The organism is Weissella viridescens (assembly GCF_014789145.1).
Classification (GTDB): Bacteria; Bacillota; Bacilli; order Lactobacillales; family Lactobacillaceae; genus Weissella; species Weissella viridescens.
Genome location: NZ_CP061835.1, coordinates 350895 through 370268 on the forward strand (window position 1 = coordinate 350895; position 19374 = coordinate 370268).

General features: G+C 37.3%; 16 protein-coding genes. 13 read left to right on the top strand and 3 right to left on the bottom strand.

Going from position 1 to position 19374, the window contains the following annotated elements; all coding sequences use genetic code 11:
* The first annotated feature begins 1024 nt into the window (after window positions 1-1024).
* Window positions 1025-1750 (top strand): class I SAM-dependent methyltransferase, encoded by a 726-nt coding sequence (locus IE337_RS01720; RefSeq protein WP_191136562.1) that lies wholly within the window; start codon window positions 1025-1027, stop codon window positions 1748-1750.
* Between the two features lie 888 nt (window positions 1751-2638).
* Here the strand turns inward: IE337_RS01720 and IE337_RS01725 are convergent.
* Window positions 2639-3865 (bottom strand): MFS transporter, encoded by a 1227-nt coding sequence (locus IE337_RS01725; protein WP_191136563.1) that lies wholly within the window; start codon window positions 3863-3865, stop codon window positions 2639-2641.
* 426 nt (window positions 3866-4291) lie between these two features.
* Here IE337_RS01725 and IE337_RS01730 point away from each other — a divergent pair, with 426 nt between their 5' ends.
* Both IE337_RS01730 and IE337_RS01735 read left to right on the top strand, forming a co-directional pair.
* Window positions 4292-5353 (top strand): AEC family transporter, encoded by a 1062-nt coding sequence (locus IE337_RS01730; protein ID WP_191136564.1) that lies wholly within the window; start codon window positions 4292-4294, stop codon window positions 5351-5353.
* Window positions 5354-5387: 34 nt separating this feature from the next.
* A complete protein-coding gene (locus IE337_RS01735) occupies window positions 5388-6389 on the top strand; it encodes an NAD(P)-dependent oxidoreductase (RefSeq protein WP_191136565.1) in 1002 nt (333 codons plus the stop codon).
* A 144-nt stretch (window positions 6390-6533) separates the two neighbouring features.
* On the opposite strand, the gene IE337_RS01740 is transcribed toward IE337_RS01735, so the two are convergent.
* Window positions 6534-7484: a LacI family DNA-binding transcriptional regulator gene (locus IE337_RS01740; RefSeq protein ID WP_191136566.1), complete on the bottom strand. Its 951-nt coding sequence runs from the start codon at window positions 7482-7484 to the stop codon at window positions 6534-6536.
* Between the two features lie 160 nt (window positions 7485-7644).
* On the opposite strand from IE337_RS01740, the gene IE337_RS01745 reads away from it, so the two are divergent.
* The 5 genes from IE337_RS01745 to IE337_RS01765 all read left to right on the top strand — a co-directional run bounded on the left by IE337_RS01745 (window position 7645) and on the right by IE337_RS01765 (window position 13686).
* Window positions 7645-8970, top strand: coding sequence for an SLC45 family MFS transporter (locus IE337_RS01745; RefSeq protein ID WP_191136567.1), 1326 nt, complete (start codon window positions 7645-7647; stop codon window positions 8968-8970).
* 31 nt (window positions 8971-9001) lie between these two features.
* Entirely contained in the window at window positions 9002-10687 is a 1686-nt protein-coding gene (locus IE337_RS01750) for a glycoside hydrolase family 13 protein (RefSeq protein ID WP_191136568.1), read from the top strand.
* A gap of 307 nt (window positions 10688-10994) precedes the next feature.
* Window positions 10995-12356 (top strand): DUF1254 domain-containing protein, encoded by a 1362-nt coding sequence (locus tag IE337_RS01755; RefSeq protein ID WP_191136569.1) that lies wholly within the window; start codon window positions 10995-10997, stop codon window positions 12354-12356.
* A gap of 68 nt (window positions 12357-12424) precedes the next feature.
* Window positions 12425-12886 (top strand): hypothetical protein, encoded by a 462-nt coding sequence (locus IE337_RS01760; RefSeq protein ID WP_191136570.1) that lies wholly within the window; start codon window positions 12425-12427, stop codon window positions 12884-12886.
* A gap of 218 nt (window positions 12887-13104) precedes the next feature.
* A complete protein-coding gene (locus IE337_RS01765) occupies window positions 13105-13686 on the top strand; it encodes a hypothetical protein (protein WP_191136571.1) in 582 nt (193 codons plus the stop codon).
* Window positions 13687-13714: 28 nt separating this feature from the next.
* Here the strand turns inward: IE337_RS01765 and IE337_RS01770 are convergent, their stop codons facing one another.
* Window positions 13715-14578, bottom strand: a complete 864-nt coding sequence (locus IE337_RS01770; protein ID WP_191136572.1) for a metallophosphoesterase family protein — start codon at window positions 14576-14578, stop codon at window positions 13715-13717.
* A 177-nt stretch (window positions 14579-14755) separates the two neighbouring features.
* On the opposite strand from IE337_RS01770, the gene IE337_RS01775 reads away from it, so the two are divergent.
* The 5 genes from IE337_RS01775 to IE337_RS01795 all read left to right on the top strand — a co-directional run bounded on the left by IE337_RS01775 (window position 14756) and on the right by IE337_RS01795 (window position 19215).
* A complete protein-coding gene (locus IE337_RS01775; RefSeq protein ID WP_191136573.1) occupies window positions 14756-15064 on the top strand; it encodes a hypothetical protein in 309 nt (102 codons plus the stop codon).
* A gap of 60 nt (window positions 15065-15124) precedes the next feature.
* A complete protein-coding gene (locus IE337_RS01780) occupies window positions 15125-15907 on the top strand; it encodes an ATP-binding cassette domain-containing protein (protein ID WP_191136574.1) in 783 nt (260 codons plus the stop codon).
* On the top strand, window positions 15897-16700 hold the full coding sequence (locus IE337_RS01785) for an ABC transporter permease (protein WP_191136575.1): 804 nt from the start codon (window positions 15897-15899) through the stop codon (window positions 16698-16700). The genes IE337_RS01780 and IE337_RS01785 overlap by 11 nt, the downstream gene beginning before the upstream one ends.
* 322 nt (window positions 16701-17022) lie before the next feature.
* The gene (locus IE337_RS01790; protein ID WP_191136576.1) at window positions 17023-18105 is read left to right on the top strand and encodes a hypothetical protein; all 1083 of its coding nucleotides are present in this window, start codon (window positions 17023-17025) and stop codon (window positions 18103-18105) included.
* Between the two features lie 567 nt (window positions 18106-18672).
* A complete protein-coding gene (locus tag IE337_RS01795; protein ID WP_191136577.1) occupies window positions 18673-19215 on the top strand; it encodes a DUF2247 family protein in 543 nt (180 codons plus the stop codon).
* Window positions 19216-19374 lie beyond the last annotated feature (159 nt).

Here is a 19374-nt window from a genome sequence, read left to right on the forward strand (position 1 = left end):
CGATTTTGCAAAGTAGGCTTTAATGTAAGCACCAGTTAATACTTTAAACTGACTATTTTCCAGCTGAGTGCCGCTTGTAACAAGCCCTCCAGTCGATTTTTAAAGGTGTTTTAATTTTATGAATAGAGTGTAGCGAATGTTAAGATTTCAGGTAAATAGAAGACTGCCGAATAAACGACTGTAACAAAGATTAGTAAAAACACTTATAGGGTTAGTACCAATCTTTAGTAAAGAAGGTAATCCGCCAAACGAAAAGGTTAGTTTTGCTGTAGTAAGTATGGATGAAGGTGATGAGGAAGTATCAAATTCACCTAGTTTCTATGCACTACATGGTGGAACGCAGGGTGCACTCACAAGGATTAAAATGAAGAAATAATGGGAGAAGGAAACTACACGAGTCGTTAGCCGGACTTTTTAGCTCAAAATTGAGCAGAACAAATGTTTATGCATCTTGATATGAAACATCTATCATAGCGTTATTTAACATTATTGTATTAGTCGGTAATTTGAGACACATATTTTCACCATGTGAATCAGTATCACAATAAATAACTAGGTTTCAAGCATTCAATTGTTTGGAGCCTTTTTCTATGGTGAAAGAGAGATACAAGATACATCGGTTAAGAATTTACGGGATGATTTAGTAGGTTGTTCACTGGCATTCAACTTACTCCGTTTACAAAGAATTCGTTGAGAATCGCAGGTTCAAGAAAGGGACGCATTGCCAGTGCGCTTTATAAGCTGCGCACATCTGGAGATTTAAACTGAGACTTTTATCTGCTTAACAAGACAACGTTGCGTCCAGGACGACTCAAGGTTTGGTAAAAAGCGTTACCTTTAATTGATTATATTGAGAGTGCTTAGAAGCATTTTCTTGTGCAATCAAAAAAGCAGGGCCGACAGAGCCATTTTTGTCTTAAACGTGAGGAATTGTAATTTTTAAACGTTTCGACAAAAATATTCAAATACACTATTATTGATGGTAGTTGATATGGTGTAGCTAGGTACGGATACGGAGAATGAGATGAGAAATAGACTAAAAGAAAATGGACTTGATGCGCCATTCATGACAATGGGATATTTGATTAGTGGCGTTATTGTGCTAGTGTTTATTGCTTTTTTTCATAATTTTAGCGGCATAGGATGGGCATTGCTATGGGGATTAATGTTGATCGCTGCGGGGTTAATTTCTTTACATACGTCTTTGTATGGAAAAGCAGCGATATGGAATCGTATTATTGCAGATCTAAATATTAAGTCAGATAGCCAGGTCTTGGATTTAGGAACTGGTCATGGATTAACATTAATCAAATTTGCAAAACAGTTAGGGAGTAATGGTAGTGCAACTGGGATTGATTTATGGCATAGCCGCGATCAACTAGATAACGATAATAAGCAGACTGAAACTAATGTGAAAAATGCAAATTTGAAATGCTATACTAATATTTTAACTGGCGATATCAGAAGTTTGCCTTTTGAAAATGATTCATTTGATTTTGTAACAAGTAGTTTTGTTATCCACAATATCAAATCAAAACAAGAACGTTATAAGGCAATTACAGAAGCATATCGAGTGTTAAAACAAGGTGGAACGTTGGTAATTGTCGATACTGAACATAAGCAAAGGGAATATACAGAAGTACTTGCTGATTTAGGTGCTCAAATGAAAATTAAAAATTTAGGATTTAACGGTTGGTGGTCTGGACCGTGGATGCCGTCATATGAAATCGAAGTGAAAAAGAGTGCATGATGGCACTCTTTCTATTATGGATTGACGAGGAAAGGGTTGACAGGGCAAAGAGGGCGAGCACTTTTCTTTGGGCCTGAAAAGTGTGGATGTCACAAAAGTATTATTGAGCCCATCAGTCAGGCTTCAAACAGAGATTGATTATGTATCGTTGTTTTTGACTTAATGCTTCAATTTAGCCCCTTCATATGTAGAAATTTGTCCAAATCTGACTTCAAAACGGGCTCTCGGTGGCACCTCAAAATGACCACTTGTCGCTCGAATGTCGCTTGTACCAGGCTTTCTCACTGATCTATAAAGGAGTTCGGAGACACTCGTGAAGAATACAACGAAATCATCGCTAAGTAGTTAAACTTAAATAGAGACTTACCAATTCATTTTGGTAAGTCTCTTTTTTGTTGGTCTGATGCGTTTTTTGGGACGTTTGGACTGTGGAAATGGATTGAGAAGCTGTGGATGTGTGCTGTGCTTAAATAGCAAATCTGTCTATATTTGTCCAAATTTGACTTTGAAAATGACAACTGTTGTCACTTGCTTGTCGCCAAAATGTCTCTGGATTTGTCTAATAGAATGTTGTCAGAATTGATGACTTTAGATGTAATCGAAAGTAATGATCCATGGATGATTTCCAATGCGAAGTGCAATGTTATGTGGGGTCCGGCATGAAATATGTAAAATGGATATGAGTGCACATGCTGAAGATGTCATCTGCCAAACAACGTAATAAGTAGTTGAATAAAGTAGAAAATTTCTTCTTACAGAAATGTACACGATAAAGTGATTAAAAGTGTTCTCTAAAGACACATTTTTTAACAACAACTGTTTATTAAATTTATCGTACACATGAATTCGCTTAATGTATATAATGTCAAAACAGATTGATACACACTGTCAGTTCTTGACTCGAAAATAAACAATCAAAGATATAACTGCAATGATTAACCCATATGTTACAAAAATGGGGGTAACGTTAGAATGCAGAGTTGATGCCAAACTGCTTGTTAAAGCAATTCCAATTGGGTAGCTTGCGGAGGTCATTGTTCCTGAAATTGTGAATAATGCCCCACGTGCAGTTGAATCAAAAGTTTGTTGATAGAATGTACTTTGATAAATCAAAGCTGGTGAAACAACTAAACCAATCGTTATTAATAATACCGCAGTCATTTGAACATTTGTCGCAAATCCAATTAAGCTAAACAAGAGACCATGAAGACCAATTGTACCGACAACGCCTAATACTAACCATTTTGAGGTCACTTTTAATTTTCCAACCACAAATGATCCAATCACGATGCCGATAGAAGACATCGATTCTAGTAACCCATATTGACTGGCTCCGGCCATAAAATGCTGCTTCACTAAAATTGGTAATAATACTGTCAGACCTGCCCATAAAAACATATTCCACAGAAAGTTCATGAGCATCAGATATAGTAACGTTGGATTGCTTATAATTGTCTGAAAAGCACTTTTCAAATTACTAAAGTAACTGGTATATACTTCAGATTTCTGAGTATGTTCTTGTTTCCTCATGTCAACTAAGCGTGATACTCGCCAAACACATAATGCAACAAACACGTATAAGCTAGCAACCAATACATAAACTTTTACGCCATATCCCAGCGCCATAATTAAACCAGAAATCATGGATCCACATATATATGTCATGTCAAAACTGATTGACGTCAATGCATTAGCGACAATTCTCGCATCTTGATTAGTAAAAATATCCTGAATGAACATTGAACTGCCACCCTTTAATAAGGGACCAGTTGCGCCGCTAACCACTAATAACATGATGAACACAATAAAATCTACTGTAGTTTTTAATGGGTCAAAGACTAAGAATATGAAGACACTTGCATTGATTAAATTACCCAAAATCATTAAATGGGTTTTTTTAAATTTATCAAGAAAGCCACCTAGTAATGGCCCAAGAATTAAATTTGGTAGCGTCACCGCCGCAAGTACCACCGCAATTACAAAGGGTGAATTAAATTTATTATAGGCAATCCAAACTAAAGAGATATTAGCGATGCTACTTGCAAGATTACTTAAAATAATACTAATGTACAAGGTTCTAAAGGCTTTGTTTTTCAATGCACCTAAGTAACTCATTTAAATGTTACCTACCACTTTCAGTTCGTTTTCATATCAAATTTTTTTTGGTTATTATCTTTATTATTAATGTAATTCATTTTAGCCATGATGACTCCTTTAATATATGCGAATTTGAAGAATATCTGATTTATAAGGTATTGTATGCTGGTTTATGATTAATATCAAATTGTTTTATAATTAAGTGAGCGAAAGATTAAACTTTGAAGATTGCAAACCATTTAGGGGAGTGAGCGTTTATCTTTTAAACTACCCCATTAAAAATGGTGCATTCGGTTTTTGGGGCGATGATTGTGAATGTTTCTCAATTTAAAACATTATTATAAAGCCTTTTTTAATAGCCGTAGTTTTATATTGATATATATTTCACAATAATGTAGAATGATGCTTGTCGTTAAAAATTGAAATTATTCTAGGAGGTTTCTGATGGGTATCGGAAAAGCATTTTTGCAGACATTTGAAAATGGGGATGTGGTCGCTGCGATTACATCAACAATTTTTATTATCTTGCTTGGATTTTACATGCGAAAGAAGGGCATCTTTGGTGCTCAAGTTGGTAAGACTTTGACAAGTGTTGTCATGAAGTTGGCATTACCAGCTTTGGCGTTCGTTTCATTTATGGCACCGATTAATGATCAAACTTTCAAACAAGGAATGGGTATCTTAGTTTGGGGAATTGTCATTTATGTTATTTTGATTGCTGCCACAAAGATCATGTACATTAAATATGATCACGATACACAAGATGTTATGCGTGTATTAACTATGTTTGGCTCAACGACATTTTTTGGTATTCCAATTGTAACTGGAATCTATGGATTGAAGGGTGCAATGTATGCCTCAATCTTCAATATTGGATACCGACTATTCTTGTATTCATACGGATACATCAAGATGTCAGGTGAGAAGATGGATCGTAAGAATTTGAATTCAATGCTAATGAATCCAATTGTTTTGGCTACTTTCCTTGGGTTAATCCTTTGGTTGCTACAAGGTTCAATGCCAACGCTTACAGGTACAAGCCCAATTACAAAGGAAGCGGCAACAGTTGCGTTCTACCGAATTGACGTCACGGCACCTTGGTTGTACAAGCCACTGACTTATCTTTCATCATTGGCATCACCATTAGCATGGTTGTCAATTGGTATCACATTGGGTGAAGTATCACTTAAGGATGCTGTCAAGGACAAGAGTGTTTGGTACTATTCATTTAATAAGGTGATCATGGTGCCAGTTATCAACATCGTACTATTGGTTATTCTTGGAGCAACTGGTATTCTTCACTTAGATGGGACAGCATTAGCAACAATTGTATTGATGATGGCTACGCCAACAGCTACAGTCGCTGCTGCATATGCGATTAGCTTTGATCGTAAGGCATTGTTAGCATCGAATGCATCACTTATGTCAACAGTGGTAGCAACAGTTGCAATGCCATTCTGGATTGTTATCGTTCAAATTCTTGGTCAATTATCGATGTTCAAATAAGCGTTATCAGTTAAACCAAAAGATGGGGTAAGACATGACTTTTAAAATTGCAGTTTATGGTGTTAGATCAAATGAAGTAGCATATTTTAATGATTTGAATAAATATGATTACACATTAACCTTGATTTCTGAAAATTTGACGCATGAAAACGTTGAAACGGCGAAGGGACATGATGCGGTTCTATTGCGTGCAAACAATGTTGCAGATAAACAGAATTTAGATATTCTAAATTCTTATGGCATTAAGTATGTATTTAGTCGAACGGTTGGAATCGGCCATGTCGACTTATCAGCGGCTGCAGCCAACAACCAAATCGTTGCAAATGTACCAGGGTATTCACCACGTGCCGTCGGTGAACTTGCATTTATTTTGGGAGCTACACAATTACGGCATGTAGTGCAGGCTGCTGATAACACGTACAAAGGTGACTTTGTTGTTGCACCCGAATTGTTTGCCACTGAAATTCATGATGTTACAGTGGGGATTTTTGGTACCGGAAGCCTTGGGCGTGCAGAAGCCAAGTTATGGCATGCATTAGGGGCAAACGTCATTGCATATGATGTATATGAAAATGAAGAGGCGAAAGAATACTTAACTTACACATCTGAAAATGAGGTGTTAAGTCAAGCAGATCTTGTTTCATTACATGTACCACATATTCCAGGTAAAAATGACCAGTATTTTAACGCAGACTACATTAATCAGATGAAAAAGGGAGCTATTCTTGTTAATACGGCCCGTGCTGAAATCACTGATGAAAATGCAATTATTGCAGCGGTTAAGTCTGGTCAGTTAGGTGGATTTGCAACAGACGTGGTCTCTGACGAACGTATGGTCATTGGAAAAGACTTCTCTGGCAAGTCAACACCAGTCCCTGTTGTCGATGAAATGCGAGCACTGTATCCAAAAGTATTAATCACACCGCACATTGGATCATATACTGGAGAAGCACTAACAGACATGATATCAATCAGCTTTGATAATTTTCATGATGTGTTAGAAAGCGGCAACTCAAAAAATATTGTCAAATCCTAGAACAATAAAATAGCTCATTTACAGAGTCGGAAAGTTTACACGAAAAGTCGTAAACTTTTCGATTTTTTATTTGGACTTCTTTTACTAGATGGGAGTTGTAAGTGATTTAAAAAGGCCTATCAAAATCGATAGGCCTTTTTGAAATTAGTCTGTTACTTCTATGGTTGTTTCCCCTTGAAGTAAGGTGGGGGGTATAACCGAGTGACGAATATTTGAATGATTTGAACTAATCGCAGTAAGTAAGGTTTGAACCATTTTCTGAGCAATTTGTTGTAGTGGTTGTCCAATAGTTGTGAGATCTAATGGGCTGAGATGGTTAATGAAAATGCCATCGAAACCAACAATACCAACATCTGTGGGGACGGCGAGCCCTCTATCATAACAACTATAGAGGGCACCGAGGGCAAGTCGGTCACTCGCCGCCACGACACCTGTTAATGGTGGAATGGTGATTGAGTTGCATAATTGGCGTGCTTCTTTATCACTATTAGGTAACTGATAGATTGTTTCGGTCATATAGTCTGGAGTATCAATCGCTTTGAACCCCTTTAAACGTTCAATTGCGAATTGCTCATTTAAATCGATGCCAAAATAAACCAAATGTTGGTAACCACACGTAATGAGATGCTGTTTTGCCAGCATCGTACCAAGTTTATTATCAACATCTACGCTTGCAATTTCAGGTTGATTACCATAGGCGACAATTGGAAAATTTAGCGCATTCAACTTAACTTTATCAGTCGCCCGAGCCCCGCTGACGAGAATGCCATCAATGTCATGAAAATGATCGTCCAAGCTACGATGTAGCTCTAAGTTATAACCTTCTTGATAAAGATAATCGGATACGTAGGTGATGAGTTGACCAAAATAAGGATCAACATTTGAAACTTCATCAAGCATGACAAAAGCAATTGTATAGGTGCGACTAGTTGCCAGTGCTCGACCAGCACGTTGTTGTACATACCCTAATTCATTAATCGCGCGTTGTACGGTATCGGATATCTCCGAGGAAACTTGTTCGGGGTGATTTAAAACACGCGAAACAGTCATCTTAGAGACGTGCGCCTTTTTGGCAACATCAGCAATAGAAACCATAGTGACCTCCAGTTTGTGTATGTAAACCCTTACATGCTCTATTCTATCATGTTTATTCTGTTACCGGTAACACACTTAAAAGTATTGTAAGCGTTTTCATTTAACTGTATATTAAAGGTACAGCTAGCTGAGCAAATGAATGGAATATAGGAGCAGGAAAATGGCTGAAGTGCATAAAAAGAATTTACCGGAATTAGCAAAGAAAACAATCATGTTAATGACTTTTGGAAATCTGGGTGTTTCCATGGCCTTCTCACTACAAAGTTCGAGCATGGGTAGAATCTTTCAAACCATCGGAGCGGATCCCACAAAGTTAGGATTTTTCTTTATCTTACCACCATTGGTTGGGATGTTTATTCAACCATTAGTGGGCTACTTTTCAGATAAAACGTGGTTACCGAAATTGGGTGGTCGTCGGATGCCATATCTTTTAATTGGGGCTTTAGTTTCAGTGCTTATGATGATGTTATTACCAAATTCGGGATCATTCGGCTTTGGCTTTGGATCAACCGCGGCCTTAGCCTTTGGCGCATTTGCCATTTTATTTATGGACTTATCATCAAATATGGCTATGCAACCATTTAAAATGATTATTGGAGACATGGTACCAGACGATCAAAAGAATTATGCTTGGTCATATCAGACAATTTGGGGAAATATCGGAAGTATCCTGGCAACATTGCTACCTTTTATTTTGACAACGATTGGTGTTTCGAACGTTGCTGCTAAAGGGTCGTTACCAAATTCAGTGATCTGGGCTTTCTACATTGGGGCCTTTATTCTAGTAGTCAGTGCTTTATTTTCTGTCACATCAGTAAAAGAGTATAATCCAGAAGATTATGCAAAATATCATCAAGTAGAAGAGAAGAAAAATGGTCAAAAGACGGGGCTATTAACGTTAATTAAACATGCTCCTAAAGTCTTCTGGACGTTGGCAGTCGTACAATTCTTTGCATGGGCAGCTTTCCAATATCTTTGGACATATGGATCAGGGGCGATTGCTCAAAATGTTTGGCATACGACGGACCCTTCATCAGCCGCTTATCAAGCAGCCGGGAATTGGTTTGGAATTTTATCAGCAGTCCAAGCGGTCGCTTCAGTTGTTTGGGGCTTTGCCTTATCAAAAACAACAATCAGTCAGCGCTCAATTGCTTACGCTGGTGGATTAATCATTGGTGGAATTGGATTCATGTCAGTATTCTTCATCCACTCGCAATTTGCGTTGATTGCGGCGTTTATTATGATCGGAATTGGTTGGGTAAGTATGAATGCTATTCCATTTATGTATTTGACGAGTGAACTAGATGGCGAAAATGACGGTACCTACCTTGGTTTATTCAATAGTACAATTTGCTTACCTCAAATTGTGGCGTCAGTGGCATCATTTGCTGTCTTCCCGCTTGTCGGACAAAGCATGCCAGCCATGTTATTGATTGCCGGAGCATTGATGGTTTTGGGTGCAATCGCAACACGTTGGGTTAAATAAAGAAAATAATAGGAAGTTGAGGGATTTAATTATGGGACACACACGTTGGTGGAAAGATGAAGTAATTTATCAGGTGTATCCACGTTCATTTCAAGATACAAACGATGATGGTATTGGAGATTTACCAGGTGTCATCCAACATCTTGATTACTTAAAGAAATTAGGAATCACAATGATTTGGTTGTCACCAATATATAAGTCACCGATGGTCGATATGGGATATGATATCGCCGACTATCAGGCCATTGACCCGCAATTTGGAACAATGGAGGATTTTGATAATTTATTGGATGCTGCTAAGGAAAGAGATATGAAGATTGTCATGGACTTGGTCGTTAACCATACTTCTGATCAACATGAATGGTTTCAAAAAGCCTTAGCAGATAAAAATAGTCCTTACCGTGATTACTATATTTTTAAAAAGACGACGGACGGAAATGTCCCAAATAATTGGCGCGCTATCTTTGGGGGCTCAACTTGGACCGAAGTTCCAGGGGAACCAGGTACTTATTATTTCCACACCTTTGCGCCCCAACAACCTGAGTTAAATTGGGAGAATCCAAAGTTACGTCAAGAGATTTATCAAATGATTAATTGGTGGATGGACAAAGGTGTTGCCGGATGGCGCGTGGATGCGATTACACATTTGAAAAAGGATCTGGATTGGGCAAGTATTCCTGCTGACGCTGAGGACGGGCTCGCGTCTGTTGTTAAGAAGGGACAGAATCGCCCCGGAATCGATATGTTCTTGGATGAGTTAAAGCGTGAGACCTTTGATAAATACGACGCTATTACGATTGGTGAAGCGTATGGGGTTCCCGAAAGCGATTTGCCAAGTTATATCGGACCTGACGGCTATTTCTCAATGATTTTTGATTTTTCATATATGAACATTGAAGTGGCTGATGTGAATGAATGGTATCTGGGACCATCAAGTTGGTCGACCAAAGATTTAAAAGATATTCTGTTTAAGAGCCAAGCGGATATGAAAGCTGTTGATGGTTGGAGTGGAAATGTTCTAGAAAATCATGACCAGCCACGAGCACTATCAAAATTAGTGCCAAACCCAAAGTATCAGACTGGGACAGCAGCAAAAGCATTAGCGACGATGTATTACTTTTTGCCTGGCGTACCATTTATCTATCAAGGTCAAGAAATTGGTATGAAGAATTTTGAACGACACTCTATTAGAGAGTTTAATGATGTTTCATCGATTAATAACTATGAAATGGCGCTAAAGAAGGGCTATTCTGAGGCAGAAGCGTTAAAAACGGTTAATGCGAAATCTCGTGACAATGCTCGGACACCAATGCAATGGGATGATTCAAAGTATGCTGGCTTTTCTAAACATGAACCATGGCTTGAAATGGGTAATGATCGCGCAGGTATAAATGTTGTTGATGAGTTATCGAATGCTGACTCTGTTTTGAATTTTTATCAACAGATGGCCGTGATAAGAGCTGATGCGCGTTACCATGATACTTTGATTGATGGCACATTGATCGAACTTCAAAATGTACCAGATAATGTGATTGCTTACCAACGAGAACTGGATAATCAAGTTATAACAGTGCTTATTAATCTTGGCACACATGAGGAAGAGGTAGCGCTACCTGAGGTGGCGGACCAAGTGATTTTAGATAATAACGTGCATGTAAGAACTACTGAACCAAACTTAGTATTGCCACCGTACACATCGATTGTCTTTGCTTCATAAGGTGAACTTGAGTTATTTATGATAATGAAATGAATTAATGCCGCTAGATGAACACATATTACAATGTGTTCATTTTTGTGCATAAAATGAGTTTGGGTGGGATGCGTACGATTCAGCTATTTTTCGATAATTGTTTGGGAATAGCAGTTATGCACAAATACAGTGGTACATTAATAAAAATATGGACTTATCACTTTTAGTTGTAAGGTTGCTTTTGTTTACATTAGTCATCTTAATTGATACTGTAGTGTTCTGATTGTATTTAAGTTATAATGAATTAAAAATAAATTAGAGTTGGAGTATGTATATGACAAAGTTGAGCGATTTACCTCTTGAAGTGAAAGCAGCCATTTTCGGTAAACCATTAGTTCAAAATATTGATCAAATTAAAACGTCAGTTTCAGAAGGTTTTGGTTCAAGTCCTAAGGCGCCATACAATGAGTTTAGTAATGCCAGCACTCTTTCAGATGCAAATAATCATTTCGTCAGTGTGAATAACGATACGCTTTACTCACAAGTTATGATGGACTTGTCAGCTGGGCCAGTCGTACTTGAAATTCGGGAAATTAAAAATCGTTATTATGTGTTCCAATTGGTAGATGCCTGGACAAATAATTTTGGTTACTTAGGACAACGTACTTTGGGTGAAAAGGGTGGCAAGTTTATCTTTGCTCAAAGTGACCAAATGAATGATATTCCTGCCGAATATAGTGACTATCAAGTCATTAAAGCACCTTCACAAGTAATTGCAGTTGTTGGACGAATTGCATGTACTGGTGAGGATGATTTGGTGAATGTACATGCCTTGCAAAAGCAACTGGTAGTGCATGGTGTCAATGAAAATGCTGAAATTACTGGAACACCGACTGTCGATACGGACGACACCGATGCTCTGATTTTCTGGAAGAAGTTACGTACGTACATGCAAGCTTACCCTGTTTCAGAATCATTCAAGCCAATTTTTGAAGATATTGAAAAGCTAATTGGTTTAAATGATGACCGCAATGCGAATGATTATTTTGCTGCTCTGTCTGAAGAAGCGCAACAAAAGTTGATTGACGGAGAAAAACAAGCAACTAAGGTTATTGTTGATCTCTTAGAGAATTCAAATGCGCGTACTGAAAACGGTTGGCAAGAACAATTCCACGTGTTTGATTACAATGTTGATTACTTTGAATTTGGTGCGTTAAAGGGTAAGGAATGGGAAGTGGGTTATGCCAAGACCACCGAAGCCTTGGAAGAAGCCAGCGTTTTGAGAAATGTAGCAGCGACGGCGGGATTATGGGGAAATAATGGCTATGAAGCACTATACTTCCCTACATATGTTGATGGCTCTGGCAACCAACTTGACGGTAATAATGTGTATGAGCTAACCTTTACGGAATTGCCTCCAGTTGATGCTTTCTGGTCAATTACCATGTACGATGCTGAAAACTTCTTCTTAGTTGATAATGAAATTAATCGTTATTCAATCGGTGATCGTACGGCAGGTATTAAGTACGAGGATGACGGTTCATTGAAAATTCAAATTTCTGCTGAGAAACCAGAAGATACAGCTAATTGGTTGCCAGCTCCGAAGGGGCGCTTCCGACCTGTTCTACGTGCCTACCTACCACAAGAGGCAATCTTTAATGAGACGTACAAGCTTCCTGGAATTAACTTAAAGTAAGTTTTCCTGGGGCATGAAAAATCTTGTCGTTTAATACATGAGACAACTTTTAAAGAGCGGAGCAGACAATGCGAATTTTATTAGTAGCGATTATCAGTACCTTAGCCTCAATCCTACCAGGTGGTTGGATGACGGTTTTTGCCTTTACTTTTTTGCATAATTGGATTTTAAAGATTTTTCGATTTGTTTTCCTAGGCAACAAATATGTTGCTTTCAGTTTAGAGCAAACTGGAGAACATGAATTGACGTTGGAAAATTCAGGAACCGAAGAAATCACGGACGTTGCACTTCAAGTTAAAGATGCAAAGCATAATAAAATCGCTAATGAAGATCTTTTGGACTTCAAAGCGGGCGATACTGTAAAGATTACCATCGACGCCGAAATTAAAAATACTGAATACGTTGAAGCTGAGTATCTTTATAAGAAGCACACACGTCATAAGCGTGTATTCATGCCAATGTACAATAAGTATAAGCACCAGCAACAAAAAGCGAAGCGTGCGGCAAAGAAACAAGCAAAATCAAATTAGGTATCTTAAAGAGACATATCCAATAGGGGTATGTCTTTTTATTAGTCGTTTAGTGGGGGGATTAAACAGCACCGGCTTAGATGCGAGAGATAACCACTCAGTGGGATTTTAATGTGAACGTACCCATGTATGACATTAAATAGGGATAACACTGAGTAGTGCCAATCCGATAACTCATATATAATATGGGTATGATACTAGTGAGATGGAGAAGATAAATGTCTGATAAAGAAACACGAAGTGGACGTAATGAAGCAAAGAAACGGGTACCGTGGATTTTAGTAATTATGGTTGTATTAGTTATCATCGTAATTGGTGTAACAATCGGGGGTGTGATGGGATCCCGAGGAGCTAATAAAAGAAGTGTGAACGAGTCTTCAAAAATCTCCGAATCAATTCCATCAACCAAATCTTCAACTGTAACAGAGAGCAGTAGTGAAGAAGTTTCAGGATCACTGGATTCAGATGCAGTAACGAATAGTGGAGATGATACGCGGTCGACTGAAGCGACAGATAGTAGTGTTTCTGATGTGCCAATCAATGAAGATGTTGACGAATTACCAGCAGATGCAAAGCCTGATGGTGCAGGAAATTATGTATCTTCCGATGACAGGATTGCGTATATTCCACAAGATAATGGCACCTACATAACCTTGCCAACTAGTGCAACGCCATACACAGGACGGGGTTACAAACAGCAGCTAAAGAGAGCTGAGTTCAAACGCGAAAACCTAGAAAAGGGCGTTAATAAATTAAGCGATGAACAATTGCGTGTATTAGAAGAAATCGGCGAAAACTAGGGTGTACTGTAGAAAAAGACTTACCAATTCATTTGGTAAGTCTTTTTTGTTCATGTAATAAAAATTGTTTGAGTTGAGAAATGTAACCATTTGCTTCATTGATGGTTGCTAATAACTCGCCGTCACTCACACGAGAGATTCCCGTCTTAATTGACTCTTGGTAAAGCGCGGCATATGGGAGATTGTATGCATCAGCACGATGAGCCTCCTGCGAAATATCGTAGTTAACTTTTTTGAAATCAACGTTAGAAACGCCAGAATCGTCGATCGTTAGCAGCGCATATTGGGCGCGTCGGTCTTTGTTTAAACGTGTATGCTTAGAATATGCCATCCCAATAGAACCGGGATTTATAACAAGTTGATCAAGTGAACTATAACGAAGAACTTGATGGTGAATATGACCATATACGGCGATGTCAGTGTGTTCAGTATCGAAAAGTTGATTAAAGGCAGGTGTGTCAGCCTGAGCAATTAAATTAGGACCGTAATTGATATTGGGCAGATTATGCGATATTTGGATTTTTACACCATTAACAGTTTTCTCTAAAGAAATCGGTGCACTGCGTAATTTCTCAATATTTTTTTTAGATAAATGAGCATACACGTATTGCGTTAAGATGCCCACATATACATCTGCAGAATCTTCAAAGTTGAATGGGTCTGTACTATCCATAACTTCAAAAAGGCAATCGTCCCAGTTTCCACGTAGAAATACAGTCGTATGTACTTCATCGAGTAGATCGAAGAGGTCATCACCGCCTGTACCAGGCATGATTAAATCCCCCAAAAACCAGGTTTCATCAACCTGATTAGTTTTAATGTCGTTTATGACAGATGATAGCGCAGTGTAGTTGCCGTGAACATCCGAAAGTATCGCGATTGTTTTTTTCATATGATAGCCTCTGTTCAATTGGGTTTAATTTAATTATTGTATCACTTAATTTTAATAAAAACCGAAATAGGGTTGAATTTAAAATGTTTATTTCCCGATTTAGCTGAACATACGCTAATTTTTATGATAAGATTATGACAATATGAGAGAATAGTTAATTTATGGGGGTGTCACATCATGGTAGCTTTACGAGTGGTAATAGGGGTGTATGCCTTGTTGATGGCACTTGCTTCGCTACAAATGTACAAAGAAAATGCTGAAAAGGTAAATATAGTTACAGGAGGTGTCAGCATTGTCTTAGTTATTGTGTCCGTATTCATTGGACAACCGACATTTGTAATTTTTTCCATAATAGCATTAGTTTATTATCAGGTTTCCGCAATTTGGCAAGGCGTGAGCCATAATGAATTTCACTGGAGACACCACACAGTGAGATTGCTTTTTACAATCTTGATGATTACTTTATTGATTTATGTTGGTCATTAATAAATTGAATTTGTTAGCGTTTGGGACCGATATCAAAACAAGGAAGGAGAAGCAGAGAATATGAATTTAAGTTTAGAGGATATATCGTATAAAAATATTTTGACAAACATCTCATTATCGATTGAGGCAGGAGATGTTATAGCTTTAGTTGGTGCCAATGGATCTGGTAAAACAACACTTTTGAATGTGTTAATGGAGGTGGTCCCCCCCACTAAAGGGAGCATCCAGCGAAGCGATGCCCAAGTTGCGGCTGTTTTTCAAAATAATGTATTAGATGATGAATTGTCGGTTCAGCAAAATTTATACTATCGAATTGATGATTCAGCCGCATTCGAAAGGGTTATCGATAAGTTAAATGAGTATGAAATTAATTCTAAATACAAGTATGGCCGACTTTCTGGAGGCCAAAAAAGGGTCGTTAACTATCTCAGAGCAGTCGCCTTGCAACCTGATTTTTTGATTTTAGATGAGCTAACGGCAGGTATGGATGTAGCAGTACGGCAAAAAATTTGGAAGGATGTACAAGCTATTTTAAATCATGTAAATTGTGGCATGATTTTTACGACCCATCTGTTAGATGAAATGGAAAACGCCAATAAAGTTTTGTTTTTGGAAAGTGGCCACGTCAAGTACTTCGGAGATATGCCCACATTTATGAGCCGGATGCCTAAGGTAAAATTAACCTTTGCGGATAATGATGCAGTCGAATTTTTTGATACACCAGGTCAAGCGGTCACTTTTATTGAAAACAATCATCTCAAGCACACGAATTTTGAAATTCTAAAAACCACCTATACTGACTTGTTTCAAAATATGGAAAAGGAGAATACTCATGTATCTTAAGTTTATAGAGCGAAATCTACGGATTTATCTGAAAGACAAGGTAGGTATCTTTTTTTCTTTTTTGGGAATGTTCATTAGTCTTATTATTTACATTTTTTTCTTGAGAACCAACTTAATAGATTCATTACCAACGATTGCGCATGCTGATAAATTTACAGATACCTGGATGGTAGCAGGATTGATTAGTATTGTTGCACTAACAACACCACTGAATGCTTTCGGACAAAAAATGGAAGATCGCAAGAATCACAAGTTGAATGATTTTAAAGTTAATAATGATCTCAAGGCAAATAGCCTTAATTGGTTATACACACTAACAGCAATTATCGAGGGGGCAGTAGCTACCATCGTCTTTACGATTTTATGTTTTGGATATTTGAGTATTCGATATAACGAAAATGCATTTAACAAAGAGTTCGTATTAACCCTACTATTTAATTTACTATTAATTACTTTTTCTGCGAATTTTTTTGCATTGGTTACTAAATATTTAAGGACGATGTCGAGTTTTTCAGCTCTTTCCACGATTTTAGGAACCTTGGCGGGGTTCCTTTCAGGAACATATATTGTCTATGATGCACTACCAAATTTTATGCGAAATATAGTGAACTTTTGGCCAGGCGATCAAATCGCAGCTATCACACGAAGTGAGATGATGCCAGAATTTACCACAACCACTCCACAAAACGTTCTAGTAGCCCTCGGTGTTAGTTCAAATGTCGAAAAGGCGATACTTGTTGTTATAGGTGCGACAATCGTAAGCATGGTATTGAATCAGTTATCACGAGAATAGTTCACTATAATACTGGGGAATTTGAGCAATTATTTTCACTGAATCTTTGGCGAAGTTGAAAAGAAACTCTGGAAGGCATGGAGTTGTATTGGTCAGTTATATACAAATACTCAATAATAAAAAGGATTAGCATACTATCTGAGTATCACAGATAGTATTTATAAATTACAGGAAATACAATTTTAAAAAGCTTACCAACATATTTGGTAAGCTTTTTAAAATGCAAATGGGCTTTATAATGATTAAAATTGGTTAGGATAGCGTATAATATCAGGAATAAGAAAAGGACGTCGTTCTAATCGGAAAAAAGGAGGATTGGGGGATGAATCAGGATTATAATGTGACTGAAAGCAAGATATCAAAATCTAGGACTCGAATTGAATCACTTGAAACAACGTTAAAAGTTCAGCCTAAATCAAAATTTGAAAATATGCTTAATCATTTAATGACGGTAGGTCAAAATAGTGAAGACCAATTGAGTCATATTTTTATCATCACCGATGTGCTTGCGCCTCACAAACTTAAACCTAATATACAAATACGCTTTAAGAAAAAAGGGAGCGACAAAATTTCAGGGATTAGTGATTTAAAAGATGTCGAATTGAAAGCAGCAGTTCATCAGTTAAGGCAGTTGGGCAATAAACCTTTTGTGGAGTATTTGAAACAAAAAGAATATAGTTGGCGTGAGGCAGAGATTGAATTTATGGAAATTATCATGGACTGTCAAGCACAGACGTGGGGAGAATATTTCATAAAACGCGGTCCAGAGCGCTTGAATGATTATTCGAAAAATGAGTTTTGTTTCAAACAAATATCACAAAACTGGTTAGAGCATTTGAAGCAACAACAACAGCTATTTAATGAAACTGGAATTAATCCGTCAGACAATGAGCATTTTGATTTTTATACGCCAGGAATGGTGGAATGGACCGAACCAGTTGATCTACTGACAAAGAATCAAGTATATCGACTTTCACCAGCGGAGTTCACGGCTGCAAAGAAATATTACCAAGATAAAGACGTTGTAGTGGTTGAGTTGGATGGTGAAAAGATGGTTTCTGATGATGACATCCTAGAAGAATTTATCCAAAAGTTCAAGTTGGATGTTGTGACAAAGGAAGAAGATGCGAATAATTGTTTTCCGGATTATGATTTACAAGATCCATTACATGGGTTAGCTTTTGCCATGGATGATTTAAGTAATCTAAGCGCAGATCTGAAAAAGCCAATTGTTGTCTTTTATAGTGAGTTTTACCATGGCACCATCTTGACTCGTGGAAATGTTCTGGGAGTTTTAATGGCTTCGATTTTACCGGAATATGATATTAATCAATCAAGTACGATTCAACTAGATGGCCCATCTGATGAATATACGCGATTGTTCAATGTGTTCTTAGAGTGTTGATGGAGAAAGAACATCTATTGTGTAGACCAGAAATTACATCTTAGGAAAGGCTGTATAATATATGATTTTTCATCAAAGAAAATAGATAAAAAATTAAGAAGTTGGATGAAGAAAAGATTTCATTGCTGATATTCGATGAGTTGCCATTAGACCAAGTTTTGTTTCATGATCTCGCTCGAAAAATGCTAATGGTGTATGATTAGGGCCTGCTAGATCACTGAGCTCACGCTGGAGTTCAGATTGAATCCGTATCACCAGTTATGGTATGCAGCTGGTTGATACAAAAAACTGATGCTCCATATTTCAAACACCAATAAATAAAGGATTGGTTGAAACTTTCATTCGAGATGATTGGTTATGGGGAATAACAGGCACTTGATGAAAATCATATATCTAAGCTAACTCGAGTTTAAGATAGTGGAAAGATTGAATCGGTTTGGAACATTGAAAGATGAAACGATTTCTTGAATGAGTGCGGACATATCTTATGAATGGTTGATAATGATTACAGTTTCAGCATTTGGAAATATTGAGTACGTTATGTATGTTGAAATGAGGTAGTTGCGAATGTTGCTTTATAAGGATTTAGTGGATGCTGAGAAAAATAATATAATTAAATTAAATTGGGATATTATCTATTTTGGGGTGAAATGCCATTATTTAGAGAATCAATCGATTATTGATTTTGCTACAGCTAATGTCGCGAATAATATTGATGAGGCGAATAATTTAGCGTTATTGATTGAGAGTGTTGATCATTTAGATAATACACTTATAGAAATAGCAACGCGGTTTAAAATACAGACTTCAATTAAAAAAAATATTCTGAGAAAACTTCGATATCTTTCTCTAAAAAAATTGTCTAACCAGTTTGAAAAAGGTAAGATATCTTTTACTGAATTCTCGAAATTATTAACAACATTCTATGATGACCATAATTATCCGGTAGATATGATTCCCTTTATTTCCTATATGCCTGTTGATGGTAGTGTAATCGGTGGTGAAAACAACATTATTGACAACTTCAAACTTTTTTTGAATCAAGAATGTGAATGGATTAATGGCGATAATGTTATCAGTGAGTGTGAAATAGAGAATTTAGACGATTGAAGTTCTAAAAATTTTGCACATACTATTGCGGTCAAAAGTGTCAATATAATGAAACTGGAATGAAGGACTACTTAACAAATGCGTAGTCCTTTTTTATTTGTATATTTTTGAATAATGCAAACGTTAAGAATATTTTCGGAATAAATAAAATGAAAAAAA